Origin of the sequence: Dietzia massiliensis, from assembly GCF_018390595.1 — a bacterium.
Taxonomy (GTDB): Bacteria; Actinomycetota; Actinomycetes; order Mycobacteriales; family Mycobacteriaceae; genus Dietzia; species Dietzia massiliensis.
Map to the genome: position 1 here is coordinate 16,044 of NZ_JAHBAV010000003.1, position 17,582 is coordinate 33,625.

The 17,582-nt window shown below is 72.1% G+C and carries 17 protein-coding genes; 7 read left to right on the top strand and 10 right to left on the bottom strand.

Translation table 11 applies throughout. The annotated features are described in order from the left end of the window. Positions 1–129: 129 nt before the first annotated feature. The 3 genes from KHA85_RS01400 to KHA85_RS01410 all read left to right on the top strand — a co-directional run bounded on the left by KHA85_RS01400 (position 130) and on the right by KHA85_RS01410 (position 3,212). Positions 130–849, top strand: a complete 720-nt coding sequence (locus tag KHA85_RS01400) for a MazG nucleotide pyrophosphohydrolase domain-containing protein (RefSeq protein ID WP_236885008.1) — start codon at positions 130–132, stop codon at positions 847–849. A 479-nt stretch (positions 850–1,328) separates the two neighbouring features. Further along, positions 1,329–3,062 (top strand): sodium:solute symporter family protein, encoded by a 1,734-nt coding sequence (locus tag KHA85_RS01405; protein WP_213184529.1) that lies wholly within the window; start codon positions 1,329–1,331, stop codon positions 3,060–3,062. Positions 3,063–3,080: 18 nt separating this feature from the next. After that, on the top strand, positions 3,081–3,212 hold the full coding sequence (locus tag KHA85_RS01410; RefSeq protein WP_096907137.1) for a putative transporter small subunit: 132 nt from the start codon (positions 3,081–3,083) through the stop codon (positions 3,210–3,212). Between the two features lie 152 nt (positions 3,213–3,364). Here the strand turns inward: KHA85_RS01410 and KHA85_RS01415 are convergent, their stop codons facing one another. From KHA85_RS01415 to KHA85_RS01455, 9 genes are all read right to left on the bottom strand, one after another. Further along, complete coding sequence (locus tag KHA85_RS01415; RefSeq protein ID WP_213184530.1) at positions 3,365–4,687, bottom strand: alpha-hydroxy-acid oxidizing protein; 1,323 nt, start codon at positions 4,685–4,687, stop codon at positions 3,365–3,367. 58 nt (positions 4,688–4,745) lie between these two features. Next, positions 4,746–5,384, bottom strand: a complete 639-nt coding sequence (locus KHA85_RS01420) for a GNAT family N-acetyltransferase (protein ID WP_213184531.1) — start codon at positions 5,382–5,384, stop codon at positions 4,746–4,748. 44 nt (positions 5,385–5,428) lie between these two features. Beyond that, positions 5,429–6,106, bottom strand: a complete 678-nt coding sequence (locus tag KHA85_RS01425; protein WP_213184532.1) for a CueP family metal-binding protein — start codon at positions 6,104–6,106, stop codon at positions 5,429–5,431. 74 nt (positions 6,107–6,180) lie between these two features. Continuing rightward, complete coding sequence (locus KHA85_RS01430) at positions 6,181–6,870, bottom strand: DUF305 domain-containing protein (protein WP_213184533.1); 690 nt, start codon at positions 6,868–6,870, stop codon at positions 6,181–6,183. 36 nt (positions 6,871–6,906) lie between these two features. After that, entirely contained in the window at positions 6,907–7,347 is a 441-nt protein-coding gene (locus tag KHA85_RS01435) for a hypothetical protein (protein ID WP_213184534.1), read from the bottom strand. Beyond that, complete coding sequence (locus tag KHA85_RS01440) at positions 7,344–8,093, bottom strand: hypothetical protein (protein WP_308936815.1); 750 nt, start codon at positions 8,091–8,093, stop codon at positions 7,344–7,346. The genes KHA85_RS01435 and KHA85_RS01440 overlap by 4 nt, the downstream gene beginning before the upstream one ends. A gap of 29 nt (positions 8,094–8,122) precedes the next feature. Next, a complete protein-coding gene (locus KHA85_RS01445; RefSeq protein WP_213184584.1) occupies positions 8,123–10,117 on the bottom strand; it encodes a heavy metal translocating P-type ATPase in 1,995 nt (664 codons plus the stop codon). After that, entirely contained in the window at positions 10,114–10,455 is a 342-nt protein-coding gene (cmtR, locus tag KHA85_RS01450) for a Cd(II)/Pb(II)-sensing metalloregulatory transcriptional regulator CmtR (protein ID WP_182643132.1), read from the bottom strand. Before cmtR ends, KHA85_RS01445 begins: the two co-directional genes overlap by 4 nt. A 39-nt stretch (positions 10,456–10,494) precedes the next feature. Continuing rightward, positions 10,495–11,727: an oxygenase MpaB family protein gene (locus tag KHA85_RS01455; RefSeq protein WP_213184535.1), complete on the bottom strand. Its 1,233-nt coding sequence runs from the start codon at positions 11,725–11,727 to the stop codon at positions 10,495–10,497. A gap of 45 nt (positions 11,728–11,772) precedes the next feature. On the opposite strand from KHA85_RS01455, the gene KHA85_RS01460 reads away from it, so the two are divergent. Further along, a complete protein-coding gene (locus tag KHA85_RS01460; protein WP_236885001.1) occupies positions 11,773–12,363 on the top strand; it encodes a TetR/AcrR family transcriptional regulator in 591 nt (196 codons plus the stop codon). Between the two features lie 82 nt (positions 12,364–12,445). After that, positions 12,446–13,195 carry a lytic transglycosylase domain-containing protein gene (locus tag KHA85_RS01465; protein WP_007627229.1) on the top strand — a complete coding sequence of 250 codons (750 nt, stop codon included), beginning with the start codon at positions 12,446–12,448 and terminating at the stop codon, positions 13,193–13,195. 10 nt (positions 13,196–13,205) lie between these two features. Here KHA85_RS01465 and KHA85_RS01470 read toward each other — a convergent pair whose 3' ends face one another. Beyond that, positions 13,206–13,772: a dihydrofolate reductase family protein gene (locus KHA85_RS01470; RefSeq protein ID WP_213184536.1), complete on the bottom strand. Its 567-nt coding sequence runs from the start codon at positions 13,770–13,772 to the stop codon at positions 13,206–13,208. Positions 13,773–13,931: 159 nt separating this feature from the next. On the opposite strand from KHA85_RS01470, the gene KHA85_RS01475 reads away from it, so the two are divergent. Next, positions 13,932–15,680, top strand: a complete 1,749-nt coding sequence (locus KHA85_RS01475) for an ABC transporter ATP-binding protein (RefSeq protein WP_213184537.1) — start codon at positions 13,932–13,934, stop codon at positions 15,678–15,680. Continuing rightward, complete coding sequence (locus KHA85_RS01480; protein ID WP_213184538.1) at positions 15,677–17,452, top strand: ABC transporter ATP-binding protein; 1,776 nt, start codon at positions 15,677–15,679, stop codon at positions 17,450–17,452. Before KHA85_RS01475 ends, KHA85_RS01480 begins: the two co-directional genes overlap by 4 nt. Positions 17,453–17,582: the final 130 nt, after the last annotated feature.

Sequence of the window (17,582 nt, forward strand, 5' to 3'; positions counted from 1 at the left end):
CGAGAAGACAGTTCCGCACGAGACCACTCGGCCGATGCGGGCGAAACTGTCTTCTCGACGGCGGTCGGCGACCGAGCGGGCCGCCGGGCGGACGCGTCGGGCGACCGGCTGTCCGAGGCCGTCGCCGTGATGGCCCGCATCCGGCGCCACGGCCGGTGGGAGTCCGCCCAGACCCACGCCTCCCTCCTGCCGTATCTGCTCGAGGAGTCGTGGGAGCTGGTCGACGCAGTGGCGGACGGCGACCGCGACGAGCTGGTCTCGGAGCTCGGCGACCTGCTGCTCCAGGTGCTGTTCCATGCCGCGATCGGGGCCGAGCGGGACGAGTCGCCGTTCGACGTGCAGGACGTGGCCGGGGCGTTGCTCGACAAGCTCCGACGCCGGGCGCCGTACTGGTTCACCGACGGGCCCGGTCGTGGGCCCGGGGCCCTCGATGCCGCCGAGCAGGACCGACTGTGGCAGGAGGCCAAAGCCGCCGAGCGCGCCGGTCGCCCACCGCGCGGTGTGGTCGAGGGAATCTCCTGGGACATGCCCGCACTGGCACTGGGGCAGAAGGTTCTCGAGCGCGTCCGGTCGGCCGGGATCCCCGACGATCTTGTGCCCGATCGGATGCGGGTCGTCCACGTCGGTGCCGGGGGGTTGTTCCGCGCCGCCGCCCGCGCCGCCGCCCACGACACCGACGAGGCCTCCGACGCCGACGGCTCCGGCTCAGCGGAGGTCGAGTACCGACGGGTGGTCCGCGAGTTCGCCGAGACCGTCAGGGCCGCGGAGTCGCGGCTGCCCGTGCCCGCGGCCGAGGCCGGCGCGGATGAGTGGCGTGCCGCGTGGCACCGCCGCACCGACCGGCACTGATCCACACCTCGGGAACACCCGCCTCCCGCACGCCGCCGACCAGCCCGCCGCCGACCCGCCCACGGGTGCGCCCGGCCGAGGGGTGGTCCTCGCAGTCACCTGCTGAGGTATGTGAGCCCACTCTTAAGTTGACGGCACTCCGTTCGCGGAGCGCACAGTCGCCGGGGTCGACCGCTGCCGCTTGATCTTGGGCCATCGGCGCAGGCAGGACCCGTAATGTTTGCATCCGTCCGCAACTATCTGGGGTCGGTGATCTGGCAACGTTCATCCACAACATTCCCTGAGCATCGGCCTCGGCACCGAGGTCCGTTTGGGGTTTTCCTCCATCTTGTGGCCGGGTCGCAGGCCGTCGAACGGTGGGGAGCGGGCTCCATTTTGGACCTCCCGACAATGCCTCTCGCCTTGGCGATTCTCAGTCTCCCGTCAGGGTTCTCTATGCTGGGCCCGTTGTTCTGACAATAAAAGAGAGAAAGGCAGATATGGATTTGCTCGGCTCTCCCGCGCTGAGTGCGACTGCGCTTGTATTGCTACTGCTGCTGTTCTACGGCGGCACCATGGTCATGTCCATGCGGATCGCGCGCAAGGACGAGAACGCTGACAACTACATGACGGCCGGTCACCGGATCGGATTCGGCATCTCGGCGGCGTCGATGACGGCCACCTGGATCTGGGCCTCGTCGATGTACGCCTCGGTCAACTCCGGCTACCTCTACGGTCTGTCGGGACCGATCCACTACGGGCTCTGGGGTGCCCTGATGATCCTGTTCATCTACCCCTTCGGTCGACGCATCCGTAAGGTCGCGCCCCAGGCTCACACCCTGGCCGAGGTCATGTTCGCGCGCCACGGGCGCTCCTCCCAGCTGATGCTGGCCGGCTCCAACATCCTGGGCTCGGTCATCTCGCTGACGTCGAACTTCATCGCCGGTGGCGCCCTGATCGCCATGCTCAGCCCGTTCAGCTTCATGCAGGGCATCATCGTGATCGCCGCCGGTGTGCTGCTCTACACACTGTGGTCCGGCTTCCGCGCCTCGGTGCTCACGGACTTCGCCCAGGTGCTGGCCATGCTCGGCGCGGTCATCATCATCGTGCCGTCGATGTTCTTCTTCCTCGGCGGTGCCGAGGTGTTCTCGAGCGGTGCGGCCAACCTGACCCCGCAGCAGAGCAACTTCTTCTCCTCGGACGCGTTCCTCAACCAGGGCGCGCCCTACATCGCGGCCGTGCTGGCTTACGCGATCGGCAACCAGACCATCGCCCAGCGCCTGTTCGCGGTGCGCGAGGACCTGATCAAGCCGACCTTCATCACGGCGACGATCGGCTACGGCGCCACGATCATCGGCATCGGCATGGTGGGCGTGCTCGCCCTGTACGCGGGTATCGATCCCGTGGACGGCGACCCCAACAACATCCTGCCGCAGGTGGCCGCTGAGTACCTGCCGGGCGTCCTGGTCGCGGTGTTCTTCATCATGATCATCGGGTCGCTCTCGTCGACCGCGGACTCCGACCTGTCGGCCATGTCGTCGATCGCCATGACCGACGTCTACGGACAGAGCCTGCGCAGCAAGGGCAAGGTCCCCAATCCGCGCACGATGCTCATCGTGGGCCGGCTCACGATGGTCGTCGCCACCGCTGCGGCGCTGGTGTTCGCCAACATCCGCTTCAACATCCTCGACCTGTTGGTCTTCGTGGGTGCACTCTGGGGCGCCCTGGTGTTCCCGGTGATCGCGAGCTTCTACTGGAAGAAGGTCACCAACATGGCCTTCACCGTGTCCGTGCTCGCGGCGCTCGCGGTGTTCCTGCCGACCCGTTTCGGTGCCATCCCGGACAGCGGCGTGCTCGCGTACGGCATCGAGGCGCTGGCGGTGGTCGGCGTGGGCGTGGTGCTCGGGCTGATGGTCTTCGGGTTCTTCGGCCTGCGCCCGGCGCTGGTCGTCGGCGCGATAGCAGCCCTGGGCAGTGCGCCGTTCATCTTCGGCTTCCTGCGTGACTACGACACCCTGACCGCCTCGCTCGTGGCGTACGCGGTGAGCACGATCGTCTGTGCCGCGATGTCCTTCCGTAGCTCGATGGACTTCGACTTCGCCAAGATCGCCGCCCGCACCGCCGACTACGACACGGCGGAGTCGGCGGAGACCCTCGAGGCGCAGTCCGACGACGACGGCCGCGACCAGAACGTCCGAACCGATGACGACGACGACGACCTCGTCCGCGTCTAGGAAGGAAGGCAGCTGACAATGACACCGATCCTTCTCACGATCTACGTCCTGATCTGGCCCGTCATCGTGGCCGGCGTCCTCGCCGTCCTCGTTCGTGGCTTCGTCAAGGAGGCCGCCGAGGCCAGGCGCGAAGGCGACCCGATCATCTAGGTCGCCACAGAGCCGGCCCGATGCAGTGCTGGCCCGCCACAGAGCTGGCCCGTTGCAGAGCAGAGCCCCCGGTAGGCAGTCGCCGACCGGGGGCTCTTCTCATGCCCGAACCACGACCGCGCCGAGAGCGAGCATCACCCCGGGCGCGAGTCTCAGGCCAGGAGCGCGGCGTCGACCTCGTCCCACGAGCTGGCGCCTCTCAGCGACATGGTGAGGTCGATCTCGGCGAGCAGGTTGTCGAGCACCTCGCCGACGCCGTGTTCGCCGGCGATGGCCAGGCCGTAGACGTGGGGCCGGCCGATCGTCACCGCGTTCGCGCCGCACGCCATGGCCTTGACGACGTCGGTGCCGTTGCGGACGCCCGAGTCGAGCAGCAGTGTCGGCTCCGGGCCGACCGCCTCGCGGATCGCCACGAGGGCGTCGAGGGTGCCGATCGACCCGTCGACCTGGCGGCCGCCGTGGTTGGACACCATGACCGCGTCGACACCGGCATCGAACGCCTGCCGGGCGTCATCGGGGTGCAGGACGCCCTTGAGGACGATCGGCAGCCTCGTCCGGTCCCGCAGGGTCGCCAGGTGATCCCAGCTCAGTGCCGGGTTGGAGAACGTGTCGAGGAACGTCTGCACGGCGGCACGGGTCTCGGGGGCGCGCAGGTTCTCCCGCGTCGAACCCGGGTGGTTGCGCGCCATCTCGAGCAGCGTCAGCGCCGCCTGCGGGGTGACCTTGACGGCATCGGCGTCCGCGCTGGCGCCCGCCGCGGCCTCGCGGTCGACCCGCTCGGCGACCAACTGCCGGAAGCGCGGGTCCGAGGTGTACTGCGCTATCCCGACACCGCGGGTGAACGGCAGCGAACCGAGGTCGAGGTCCCACGGCCGCCAGCCCAGCGTGGTGGTGTCGAGGGTGACGACCAGGGCGCCGGCGTCGATCGCCTCGGCGCGGGCGATGAAGCTGTCAACCAGCTGCTCGTCGCTGCTCCAGTACAGCTGGAACCAGCGGGGGCTGTCCTGCATCGCGGCGGCCGTCGCCTCCATGGGCGAGGAGCCCTGCGAGGAGAAGATGTACGGCAGTCCGCGCCGGGCGGCGGCCCGGCCGACCATGACGTCGGCGTCGCGACGAATGAGTCCGGCGGCGCCGATCGGGGCCACCAGGACGGGCGCGGGGAGCGTCTGCCCGAGCACCGTGGTGGAGATGTCGCGCCGGGAGGTGTTGCGGAGCATGCGCGGCACCAGTCGCCGGCGGTCGAAGGCCTCGCGGTTGGCGGCCATCGTCTGCCCCGAGCCGGCGCCTCCGTAGACGTAGGCCCAGGCCTTTTTGCCGCCGGGTCGTCGCAGGAGCGCGCGGCGGGCGGCGGCTTCGAGCTTCTCGGCGCCGGTCGGTACCGCGGGGGTGATCCCGGAGACTCCGGAGCGGTAGATGATGTTCTGGCGCGCGCGGCCGAGGGTGTCTGTGATGGGGGTCACGAAGTCTGCCGTCATAGCCGTGAGCGTACTGAGGCCTTCGTCGCGTGCGCGGAGGAGGTGCTGCCCGGCGGGTCTACTCCGCGCGTCCGTCGGGCCGGTCGGACCGGTCCGCGCTGTCGACGGGCCGACGGACCATGGCGGTCGAGGACTGACCGGGCAGCGTCGGCACGGAGCCCACTGCCTCGAACCCGAACCGCTCGTAGAGGCGACGGCTCGCCGGGGTGGTGGATTCGAGGAACGCCAGCGGGTTCGCGGAGTGGTCGACGACCCTCAGGCGGTGCTCCAGCAGTGCCGATCCGACGCCCTTGCCGCGGGCTCGGGGACCGGTGCCGATGTCGCGGATGTACCAGTGCGGTTCGGTGGGCCGGTAGGCCTCGATCTGGAGGGTGTGCCGGGCACCGCGGCCCAGGGGGAGCCGGCCCAGCGTCCACAGGGCCGCACCGGAGATCGCTCGCCGGGCGGTCCCCAGAGCGCCGCGGGCGGCAGGGGGCTGCCACAGGACCGCTCCGACGACACGGCCGTCGTCCATCGCGACGTCGACCCACTGGGGGTGTCGCCGCACCCGGCGGAGGTAGTACGAGGTGAGTTTGGTGTGCCGGGTCTCGTCCTCGGGCAGCGTGACCGACCATGCGGGGTCGTCGCGGAACGCGTCGCTGAGGATGCGGGCGATCGCGGGCGCGTCGGCACGCGTGGCGGTTCGGACGGTGACCATGGGCGGGCTCCTGGCGGGTGCGGGTCGGGTGCGGCGTCGGGCTCTTACGTCAGGTGCGCCGTGGTCAGACAGGTGAGGTCGTCGTCGCCGGTGGCGATCGGCACCGTCGAGGACTTTCCGTCGTGCTCGACGGTGAGGGTGCCGGTGAGGTCGCGGGGGAGCCACAGGCCGACGAACCCGTTGTCGTAGGCCGTGCGGGTCTCGTCGACGACCGTCCGCCCCGTCTCGTCGGTCACGGTGATGTCGACGGGCTCGCCGGCCATCTCGCCGAGGCAGGTCGTCAGACTGTGGAAGAGACAGTCATGGGTCTGGTCCTCGTAGGGCGCGACGGACAGGTAGAACTGCTCGTCCGGCATCGGCAGGGTCGCGATGGAGCCGCCGGCGGTGTCGGTGAGGACGAGCTCGGTCGGCTGGACCGAGGCGAGGAGGGTGGTGGGGCGCTCGGCGACGGGCATCGTGTCGAGGTGCTCGATCACCCCGCGGGCGTCCATATCGGCCAGCCCGTACTGGTCGAGGATCTCGACCGCCGCGACCTGGCTCGCCTCGGCCTGGTTCTGACCACTGTGGTCTTGTCCGCCCTGGTTCTGCGCGCTCTGGTTCTGCCCGCTGGGGCTCTGGTCCGCCTGGTCCGATTGTGTGGTGCCACAGGCGGAGAGGGTGAGCCAGCTCGCGGTGACGACCGCGGCGAGGGCCCGGCGACGGAAACGAGGGGTGGTGGTCATTGCTGGGCGGGCTCCTTGTCGGGTATCACGCTGTCGGGTATCACGCCGTCGGGTGTCGCGTGGCCGGTCAGGCCTCACATCGCCGCGAGCATCTCACGCATGCGCGCGATCTCCTGCTGCTGGGTGTCGATGATCGACCGGGCCAGGGCGACGGTCGGCGGGTAGGTGCCGTCCGCCACCTCCCCCTGTGCCATGTCGATGGCGCCCTCGTGGTGGGCGATCATCTGCTCCAGGTACAGCCGCGCGGCGTCGGTGCCCTCGGCGTCGAACAACTGCTGGAGCTCGTCGGCGGAGAGCATGCCGTCCATCATCGACATGTCGTTGCCCATCACGGGCATGCCGCCGCCACCGTGGCCCCGGTGGCCGTCGCGCGGGCCGGGCGGTTGTCCCCACTGGTCGAGCCAGGTCGTCATCTGATCGATCTCGGGAGCCTGTTCGGCCTTGATCTTCTCGGCGAGGGCTGTGGTGTCGGCGGGGATGTCTGATTTGGCCAGGATGATGTCGCTCATCTCGATCGCCTGCTCGTGGTGCGGGATCATCATCCGCACGAACATGACGTCGGCGGCCGAGCGCTCACCCTCATCGGCGGGAGCGTCGGCGCCGGGATCGGCCGGGGCTTTCGTGCCGGACTCCGCGCTGGCGTCGGCGGAGGTGCCGGCCGGGGCAGCCGCGGTCGCGGTGTCGTCCCCGCCCCCGCTGCATGCGGTCAGGGCCAGCGCGGACGCGGTCACGGCGGCGGAGACCAGGAGCGTCGTGCGGGTCATGGCGGGTGTCCTCTCCTCGCGGATCGGCAGGCGTGCTCAGCCCAGGGTATGCAGAACCGCGAGTCCGAGCGCCCCGCACGCCGCGGCGACGAGCAGGGAGGCGAGCGTGCCGATGATGAATCGCTCGCTCACCGCCGGGTTCTCGCGGATCTCGGGGTATCGGCCGAGGGCCTTGATGGCCACGACCACCGCGGCGAGCTCAAAGCGCCCGGCGAGGATGGCCGCGGTGAGTCCGACACGTTCGAGGATCCCGATCCACATGCCGCCGCGCAGTACCTCGCGGACCTGCGGGGCGGGGTCGTCGCGTCGGCGCATCACCGGTCGGCGCTCGTCGCCGGTGACCTCGACCGTCGGAGGCTCGGGCACCTGCGCGGAGCGCAGGACGAGTGACGCGATCGGCGACCCCAGCGCGGCGGAGGCGAGGAGGCTGGCCGTCACGACGATCGCGATGGGGATCCAGTCGGGCCAGGTGCTCATCGCCCGGACTCCCCGCGCTCGCGGCCTGTGCGCCCGGTCCCGCGCGCCGCGGCCGCCGGGTGCTCGCCGGACCGGTCGGCGAGTGCCGCCGCGTGCGTGCCGGCGAGCAGCCGGTCGAGCGCCGGGTAGGCCGTTCGTTCCTCCCGGATCCGGGACAGTCGCAGGGCTCCGGTGACCGAGGCGGGCGCGATGCCCAGCTCCTCCGCGGCGGCGACCTGCGTGGGGGAGCGGTCGACGGCGTCCACGACCCGCCACTGCGCCTCCGTGCGGCCGAGTACGAGCGGCGCGACCAGGGCCCACACCGCTTCGCAGTCGGCTGCCCAGGCCGTCGCCGACGTGCGCTCGTCCTGCGATCCGGGGTCGCCCGGCACCCGTATGGCCACCGAGCCGGGGAGGCCCTTGGCGGCGTCGACGGCGGAGCGGGCGGCGATATAGGCGGCCCCGCGACCGGCCCGGGTTCCGGAGGCGACGGACTCGTCGTCGACGTCTCCCACCCCCACGCCGCAGTGCCACTCGCCGTCGCGCAGCGCGACGAGCAGGGCCGCGCGCACGGCGGCGGGGTCGTCGAGCAACCCCTGGACCTCGTCGCCGGCCGTGCGCTCGAAGGCCGCCGCGACCGGCACGCCGTCCAGCGCGTCGAGGAGGGCGGGCACCCGGTCGGCGCTGGTCCGGCTGCGGCGCTGGTCGATGGTCACCACGAACATGAGGTGATCGTGCCACACCCCGCCGACATGAGGTGAAAACACCTAAAACAGCGAAATGAGCCGTTATCGCCTCATCTGGCGAGTTGAGGGGTCGGGGCCTCATGCGCGGGTCCGACCGCTGCTACGGGGGGCCAGGGGGTACGGGCGGCGCGCAGACCGTTGAGGATCACGAGCACCTCGGCCAACTCGTGGATGAGCACCACGGCCGCGAGTCCGAGAACGCCGGTGATCGCGAGCGGAACGAGGGTCGCGATGAGGATCAGCGAGAGGGCGATGTTCTGGTTGATGATCCGGCCGCCCCGGCGCGCGTGCGCGAGCGCCCGCGGCAGGAGGCGCAGGTCGGTGCCGGTTAACGCGACGTCCGCGGACTCGATGGCCGCATCGGATCCGCGCACGCCCATCGCGATCCCGACGTCCGCCGTCGCGAGCGCCGGGGCGTCGTTGATGCTGTCGCCGATCATCGCCGTGGGCCGGGTGCGGGAGAGCTCGGCGATCGCGTCGGCCTTGCCGCCGGGCGTGAGGTCGGCGCGGATGTCGGAGATGCCGGCCTGCGCCCCGAGAGCGGCGGCGGTGCGTGGGTTGTCGCCGGTCAGCATGCTCACCCCGATGCGGTGGTCGGCCAGGGTTGCGACGACGACGGGGACCTCCGCCCGCAGCTCGTCGCGGATGCCCATGGCGCCGATCAGGCGGCCGTCGCGATGGACCACGACCACCGTCATGCCGTCGTGCTCGAGGGCCGTGATCTGCCCGGTGAGCTCGTCCGATGCGAGCCGGCGCGGTGATCCCACGGTGATCCGGCTGCCGTCGACGGTGCCGGAGATCCCGTGCCCGGCGGACTCGCGGACGTCAGCAACGTGCGGCGTCCCGGCCTGCCGGCTTTCGGCTGCGGCGGAGGTGATCGCGGTGGCCAGCGGGTGGGTGCTGTGGCGCTCGACGGCCGCGGCGAGGCCCAGCACCTCGGACTCGCTGACGCCCGGGGCGGTGAGGACGCGGACGACCGAGGGGTGGTTGCTGGTCAGCGTCCCGGTCTTGTCCATCGCGAGGTGGCGGATGGTGCCGAGGCGCTCGAACGCCGCCCCGGAGGTGATGACCACCCCGAGCCGGCTGGCCGCACCGATGGCGGAGACCACGGTGACCGGAACGGAGATCGCCAGCGCACACGGCGAGGCCGCCACGAGCACGATCAGCGCGCGGGTGATCCACAGCTCCGGGTCGCCGAGCAGGGAGCCCAGGGCCGCGACGAGGACGGCCAGCACCAGGACCCCGGGAACGAGGGGCCGGGCGATCCGGTCGGCGAGGCGGGCCCGGTCGCCCTTCTCTGTCTGGGCGCGCTCGACGAGGCCGACGATCGTGGTGAGCGTGTTGTCCGCGCCCGGGGCCGTGGCGGTGAGTTCGAGGAGGCCGGAGGTGTTGATGGAGCCGGCCAGGATCGCGTCGCCGGGCTCGACCTCGACGGGGATGGACTCGCCGGTGACCGCCGAGGTGTCGACGCTGCTGCGGCCGCGGGCGACAGTCCCGTCAGTGGCGACCCGCTCACCGGGGGCGACGACGAGCGTCTCGCCCGGACGTAGTTCGGCCGTCGGGATCTCGGCGGTGTCGGCGCCCCGGCGGACGGTGGCGGTGTCCGGGACCAGGCGGAGGAGCGAGCGCAGGCCGGAGCGGGCGCGGTCCATGGCCCGGTCCTCGAGTGCCTCGGCGATGGAGTAGAGGAACGCCAGCGCCGCGGCCTCCTCGACGTAGCCGAGGATGACGGCGCCGACGGCGCTGATGGTCATGAGCAGGCCGATGCCGAGGCGGCCGTGGGTCACCAGTCCGCGGATCGCGCCCGGGGCGAAGGTCGAGCCGCCGAGGAGGAGGGCGGCCCAGAACAGGAGCTGGCCGACCGCTCCGGCGCCCGCCCACTCCGCCCCGGGCCACGCCGCGCCCGACCACTCCGTGGCCAGGCCCGCGGCCAGCGCGACGCCGGAGGATGCCGGGACGAGAACGGCCGGATCCCGCCACCACGGACGGGCCTCCTCGTCGTGGTCGCCGGGGTCCGGGGCGTTGCAGCCGCACGCGGAGGTCACGACGGCCTGCAGGTGGGGCAGTCGGAGACCACGCACTCGGCGTCGGTGTCCACGGCAAGCGTCACGTCAAGGAGGTCGCGGAGCGAGGCGGCGAGGTGGGGATCGGAGATCTCGTAGCGCATCTGCCGTCCCTCGGGTGCGGCCACGACGATGCCGCAGTCCCGCAGGCAGCCCAGGTGGTTGGAGACGTTCGGTCGGGTGAGGTCGAGCTCGCGTGCGAGGCCGGCCGGGTAGCGGGGCCCATCGAGCAGGCACAGCAAGATCCGGGACCTGGTCGGGTCGGCCATCGCCCGGCCCAGCCGGTTCATCACGTCGAGGCGCGTCTCAATGGTCAGCACGCACTGAACTATACAGCGCTCGCTGAACAATGACTGGAGTCAGGCGGTGGCGGGGCGGCCGATGTCCGGGCGGGCGTCGCCGAAGGTCTCCTTGCGCTCGCGGTCGCGGACCCGCTCGCCCCACGCGTCGAGTCGGGCGCGGCCGAACGGCGTGCGGTAGCGCAGGGTGTTGAGCGCGACGAGGTAGGCGTGGGCCCACGGCGGCCGCACGGGCAGACCGAACTCGCGCATCGACTCGCGGCCCAGCAGCACGGTGAGCATGCTCAGCAGTCGCTCGTGTCCGACGCGGGCGCGCAGGCGGGGGAAGGGGCCGCTGCGATGCCGCGTGCGCTGCGCCTCGACCAGCGCCTGCGTGAGCTGCGGGCCCGCCTCGGACAGCCCGGCCTGCGCGAGCAGGATGTGGTAGTTGATGCGGTGGCGTTCGCTCTCGCGCTCGACGAGGAAGTCGTCGTCGACCCCGAGCAGCCAGCCGACGTAGCGCCACACGTGCATGACGTCGGCCGAGTCCTGGCGGCTCACCGGCACACCGAGCGTCCGCACGCCCAGTAGGACGACGGCGTCGAACAGGCCCAGGGTGGCGGCGAGGTCGCTCTGGTTGATCGGCAGGCCCCAGCGGCCCGTGTCCCAGCGCGGCTCCATCGCGTGGTTGACCACCGCGTGCATCGCCCGCACATGGCCGGTGAGCCGCCACGCCTCGCCGCCCGGGCGCAGCCCGTCGGGGATCGAGAGCGACATGGTCCAGTGGCTGGTCTCGGCCAGCCGACGCAGGGTCGTGTTGCCGGTGAGTCCGCCGGTTGCCACGAGCAGGTCGGTGGGGCCCCCGAAGCGGTAGCCACCGATGAGCGAGAGTTGCAGCAGGATGTCGGCGGCGTTCTGGCCCAGCCGCGGGTAGACCTTCTGGCCGCGCTCGATCTTGGCCCAGTCGACCCAGTCCGGGGTGTCCTCGAGTCGGGCGATGTACTCGCGCAGGACGGCCGGGGCGTCGTCGGGCAGGCCGGCGGAGCCGGTGGTCAGGGCCTCGTCGAGCTGGCGGCGGCTCACGGCACCGGGCTCACCGGAGCGCAGGTGCATCGCGGCGGCCAGCCTGTTGCCGAGCTCGTCGCGCTCGAGGTAGCCGCGGCCGAGGCGGTCCATGAGGTGCTCGTCGACCTCGTCCACGCGCGCGACGGCCTTGAGGGTGCGGCCGATGCGCTTCGAGCGGTCCTCGGCCTCACGGAAGCGCGTCGGATACGGCGAGTGCACGGTGGTGGGGCGTTCAGGCGCTGCGGTCATGACACGACTATGACGCGAGTATTTACTCGCATACAATTCGCGTTCATGAGAAGGGTGCCCAAGCAGGCCAGATCCCGCGCGATGGTCGAGCGAATCGTGGAGGCGGCTCGCGTCGTGCTCGTGCGCGACGGCTACGAGTCCTTCACCACGAACCGCGTGGCCGACGAGGCCGAGGTGAGCCCGGGGTCGCTGTACCAGTACTTCCCCGACAAGTCGGCGCTGGTCACGGTGGTGATGGACCGCTGGTCGGCGGAGATCTCCGACCGCGTCGCGGCCTCGCTCGCGGCCTCCGGCCCGGTCGACGTGCAGGACCCGGCGGCGGTCCGGGGGATCGCCGACGCGCTGCTGTCCGCGTTGGAAGCAGACGCCGGGCTGCTGCGGATCGTGTGGGAAGAACTGCCCGCGGTGCGCCACCGGGCCGCGCAGCACGCGCTGGAAACGCGGGTCCGCGAGCTGCTGGCCGTGTACCTCTCCGCGGCCGGCCTGCGCTCGGCGGACCCGGCGGCGCGGGCCTGGGTGATCGTCATGGCCGTGGAGAACATCGCCGTCCGCTGGGTGCTCGACCGGCCGGCCATAAGCCGCGACGCCCTGCTCGACGAGCTCACCGCGCTCGCCGGCGGGTTCGGGTCCGGGTGAGGTGAGCATCACGGCCGGCCCGCCGCGAATCGGGGGATACCCTGACGCGCTGCGGAACCGGGCTCCGGCAGGATGGCAGGCGATGCCCACCTTGACCCCCCGCGCCACCGCGAGCCTCGCGGGACTGCTCGCGACCGTCGTCTTGTCGTCGTCGTGCTCCTACGAGGCCACCCGCGAGGCGCCCATCCCCATCCCCCCGGGCATTCCGCCGGCCGCCGGCGCCCCGGTGCCGACCATCGACATCAACGCCCCGGGTCGCACGTCCGACCAGCTGCGCGAGTGGGCGGCCGGCCTCAACGAGCCGATGAACATCCCCGTCGCCGCGCTGGCGGCCTACGGCAACGCCGCCGAGACCATGCGCCAGACCCGGCCCGAGTGCAACCTCGCCTGGACGACGCTCGCCGGCATCGGGCACGTGGAGACGCGGCACGGCCGGTACCGCGGGGCGATGTTGAACGACGACGGCTACGCGCTCCCGCCGATCATCGGCATCAAACTCGACGGATCGCCGGGTTTCGCGGACATCCCCGACACCGACGGCGGGCGCTGGGACGGCGACACCGAACACGACCGCGCCGTGGGGCCGATGCAGTTCATCCCCGAGTCGTGGAACAAGTACGGCCGCGACGCCAACGGTGACGGGGTGGCCGACCCCAACCAGATCGACGACGCCGCCGTGGCCGCCGCGCGCCTGCTGTGCGAGACCGGGGGAGACCTCTCGGTGGCCGAGAACTGGCAGCGCGCGGTCCTCGCCTACAACGCCTCGCGCGAGTACGTCATGGACGTGCGCGACGCCGCGGCCGCGTACTCGGTGGGGACGACGGCGCCGTGACCGGGGCCCGTCACCCGCGCGGCGCCGGGCGGTAGCGCACCGCCACCGACCCCGACCGGAAACCGATCCGGTCCACCAACCGGAGCTCGACGCGTTCGCGCAGCCCCGCCATGAGCGTGGGGCCGTGACCGGCGAGGACGGGCTGCACGACGAACTCGTACTCGTCGATCAGCCCCAGGTTGGCCAGCGCGAGCGGCAACGTCACGCCGCCCACCCACAGGCCCAGCCCCGGCCGGGCCTTGAGCTCCCGCACCGCGGTCCCGAGGTCACCCCGGAGAAGCTCGGCGTTCCAGTCGACCCGGTCGAGGGTGCTGGAGACGACGTACTTGGGCGTGCGGTCGATGGCCTCGGCGAACGGGAGCTCCCACTTCTCCATCCAGTCCGGCCACACGCCCGACTCCGGACGCCGCCACGCCGACTCCATGAGCTGGTAGGTGACGCGGCCCAACAACAGGGCGTCCGCGGCGGCCATCTGCTCGGTCCAGAACCGCATCGACTCCTCATCGGGCATGACCCCGGCCTCGTGGTCCACACACCCGTCGAGGGTGACGTTGATCGAGTAGCGCAGAGGTCTCATCTCGCAGCCCCGTTCGCGAAGTCCGGTGAGGTCGAAACTAGCACCGCAACCGCCTGAGTGCGACGGCGAAATCCCCCGCTGGCATAGAGTCGTCGGGGCCCCTGAGCCGACCTCACCTACCCCCGGGCCGACCTCACCTACAGCGGGAGTTGCTCACCTATGTCAGCACCGACGTCTCCACCGGCTCGGCCGCGCCGCCGGGCCGCGGACACCCCCGGCGGGGACGCCCCGACCACGGCGAACGGGCTCCTGCTCCGCGCGGTCGGCCGCCGCCGGCACCTCTGGGCGCCCGGGCTGGTGCTCATGACGCTGTGGCAGCTGTGCGAGGCGCTGGTGCCCATCGCGATCGGCGTGATCGTGGACGCCGCGATCATCCCGCTCGACCGCTGGGCCATGTTGTGGTCGGTGGTCGGGCTCATCGGCCTGTTCACCGTGCTCAGCCTGGGATACCGCTTCGGCGCCCGCATGAGCAACCGCGCACTGCAGGAGGAGGCCCACGACCTGCGCGTGGAGGTCACTCGGGTGCCGCTGACCCGCCGCCGCGCGATGGACGGCGCCAGCTCCGGCGACGTGCTCTCGGTGTGCTCGGCCGACGCCGACGTGGCCGCGCTGGTCTTCCGGCAGATCGCCCTGGGCGGGTCGGCGGTGATCGGGATCGTGGGGATCTCGGTGTACCTGCTGTGGACCGACTGGGTGGTGGGGCTCATCGTGCTCATCGGCGTGCCGCTCAGCCTGGTGCTGGTCGCCCTGCCCAGCCGCGCCATCTCCCGCCACAGCACCGCGCAGCAGGCCGCGATCGGCATGGCGAGTAGCCGCGCCACCGACATCATGGCCGGCCTGCGCGTGCTCAAGGCCGGCGGCGGCGAGCGCTGGGCGGCCGAGCAGTACCGCACCGCCTCCGAGGACGCGGCCGCCGCGGGGATCATCACCGCCGAGCGCTCCGGGCGCGTCCAGGGCATCGGCTCGCTCGGCATGGCCGTGGTCCTGGCGCTGGTCCTGCTGGCCGCCGGCTACCGCGTGATCCAGGGCCAGATGGAGATCGGCACGCTCGTCTCCGTGGTGGGCGTGGCCGTGTTCTTCGAGGAGCCCGTCCGGATGATCACCCAGATGGTCGCCGTCTTCGCCCGCTCCCACGGCGCCGCGCAGCGCCTGGTCGACCTGCTGCAGTCCGCGCCGGTCGACGACTCCGGCTCCGAGGTCCCCGCCGGCGCCGAGCTGCGCGTGGAGGGCCTGGAGCTGCCCGACGGCCGCACGCTCGACCTGGAGGTCGCCGAGGGCGAGGTGGTCGCGCTCGTCGCCGATCAGCCGGCCGCCGCCGACGCCGTCACCCTGGCGGTCGCCGGTCACGGCGACGGGGCCGACGCCGTGCGTGTCGGTGGTCACCGCCGCAGCCAGCTCGCCCCCGCGATCGCCGAGCACCTGGTGGCCGCGCCGCACCGCGTGGACCTGTTCGTGGGTACCGTCCGCTCGAACATCACCATGAGTCACGACGACGACGAGGAGCCCATCTCCGAGGCGGTCCTGCAGGCCTCGGCGGTCGCGGAGATCCTCGAGAACCTCCCCGACGGCCTGGACCACCCTGTCCAGGAGGGCGGCCGGAACCTGTCCGGGGGCCAGCGACAGCGGATCGCGCTCGCCCGGGCGCTACACGCCGATCCCGACGTCCTGGTCCTGCACGAGCCGACCAGTGCCGTCGACGCCGTCACCGAGTGGGAGATCGCGCAGGCCGTGCGCCGGCTCCGGACGAGTCGGCCGGGCCAGGCCACGCTCGTCGTCACCTCGTCACCGCCGTTCCTCGCGACCGCCGACCGGGTGGTCCACCTGCCCCGCAGCGGCGACGTGCGCACGGGAACACACCTCGAGCTGCGCGAGGCGTCAGCCACCTACCGGACGGCGGTCGACCGATGAGCCACACCGAGACTCTCGCCACCCAGGACGCGCAGGCGGCTCCGGACGCGGCCCTGCCCCTGGCCAGCGGCCGCGAGTCGCTCGCCGTGCTGTGGCCGCTGCTGCGCGAGCGCCGCGGCTTCCTGCTGCTGGTGGCCGTGGCGGGCCTCGTCGGCGCGGTCGCAGGCCTGGTGGCGCCGTGGGTGATCGGCAGGCTGGTCGACGTGCTGCCCGGCAGCCAGGACTACTCCACGGTGTGGGCGGCGGCGGGCGCGATCGCCGTGGCCGGCGTGGTGGGCGCGGGTTGCACGTGGGCGGGCCAGGCGTGGCTGGCCCGGCTCACCGAGCCGACCGTGGCGCGCCTGCGGGAGATGGTCATGGACCGCTCCCTGCGCCTGGGCGCCGCGCAGATGGAGACCACCGAGACCGGCGATCTGGTCTCGCGCGTGGCCGAGGACGCGCGCGAGATCAGCCAGGCCGCGACCGCCGTGATCCCGCTGGTGGTGCAGTCGCTGTTCACGGTGATCGTCTCCGGCGTCGGCCTGGCGACGGTCGACTGGCGGCTCGGCCTCGTGGGCCTGGTGGCGCTGCCGATGTACTGGACGACGTTGCGCTGGTACCTGCCCCGGTCGGGCCCGATCTACGCCGCCGAGCGCGCTGCGTTCGGCACCCGCGCCAGCCGGCTGCTCGGCGGGATCACCGGCTCACGGACTCTGCATGCGTACGACGCCCAGGACGCCGAGCTGCGCCGCATCACCGCCGCCTCGGCGGAGGCGCGGGACCTGTCGATCCGGGTGTTCTACTTCGTCACCCGCGCCTTCTCCCGCAACAACCGGGCCGAGGTCACGGTCCTGGGACTGCTGCTGGTCGTGGGGTTTGTCCTCGTGGACGCCGACATCATCACCGCCGGCGCCGTCACGACCGCCGCGCTGCTGTTCCACCGGCTGTTCAACCCGATCGGCGCGCTCGTGGGGATGGTCGACCAGGTGCAGTCCGCGGGCGCCTCGCTCGTGCGGATGGTCGGCGTCATCACCATGCCGGTACTCGAGCGCACCGCCACTCTCGAGCCCGGCCCGCTCGAGCTGACCGGCGTCTCCCACTCGTACGGCGGGGCCGCTCCTGCCCTCATCGACGTGGACCTCACGCTGGCCCCGGGCGAGGTCGTCGCGGTGGTCGGCTCGACCGGCGCCGGCAAGAGCACCCTGGCCCTGGTCGCGGCCGGAACCCTCACACCGTCGCGCGGCAGCGTCCGCATGGGCGGGGTGCCACTGACCGATGTCGACCCGGTGGCCCTGCGCCAGCGCATCACGATGGTCTCGCAGGAGGTGCACTCCTTTGCCGCGACCATCGCCGAGAACGTGCGGGCGCCCCGCCCCGAGGCCTCCGAGTCCGAGGTCCGCGCCGCCCTGCGGACCGTGGGCGCCGACTGGGTGGACGACCTGCCCGACAGCATCCACACCGTCATCGGCGAGGGCGGCCACCCGCTCGACCCCATGCAGAGCCAGATGATCGCCCTGGCCCGCGTGGAGCTGGCCGACCCCGACGTGGTGATCCTCGACGAGGCCACCGCCGAGGCCGGGTCCGCCGGAGCGCGCCGCCTCGACGACGCCGCGGCCGCCGTCCTGCGCGACCGCGCCGGCCTGGTGGTGGCGCACCGGCTGAGCCAGGCGGTCTCCGCCGACCGGATCCTGGTGATGGAGCACGGCCGGGTCGTCGAGTCCGGCACGCACGACGAGCTGCTGCGCGCGGACGGCCGCTACGCCGAGCTGGCGCGGGCGTGGTTCGGGGCGTGAGGGTGCCGCGGCTCAGAAGGCGGCGCCACGCAGGCTGACCCCCGGGGCGCTGCCGCCGATCCGCTCCCCGGATGTAGCGCGAGCCCTCCCGCCGATCCGCCCCTCGGATTTCGTCTTGCCCTAGGAACTC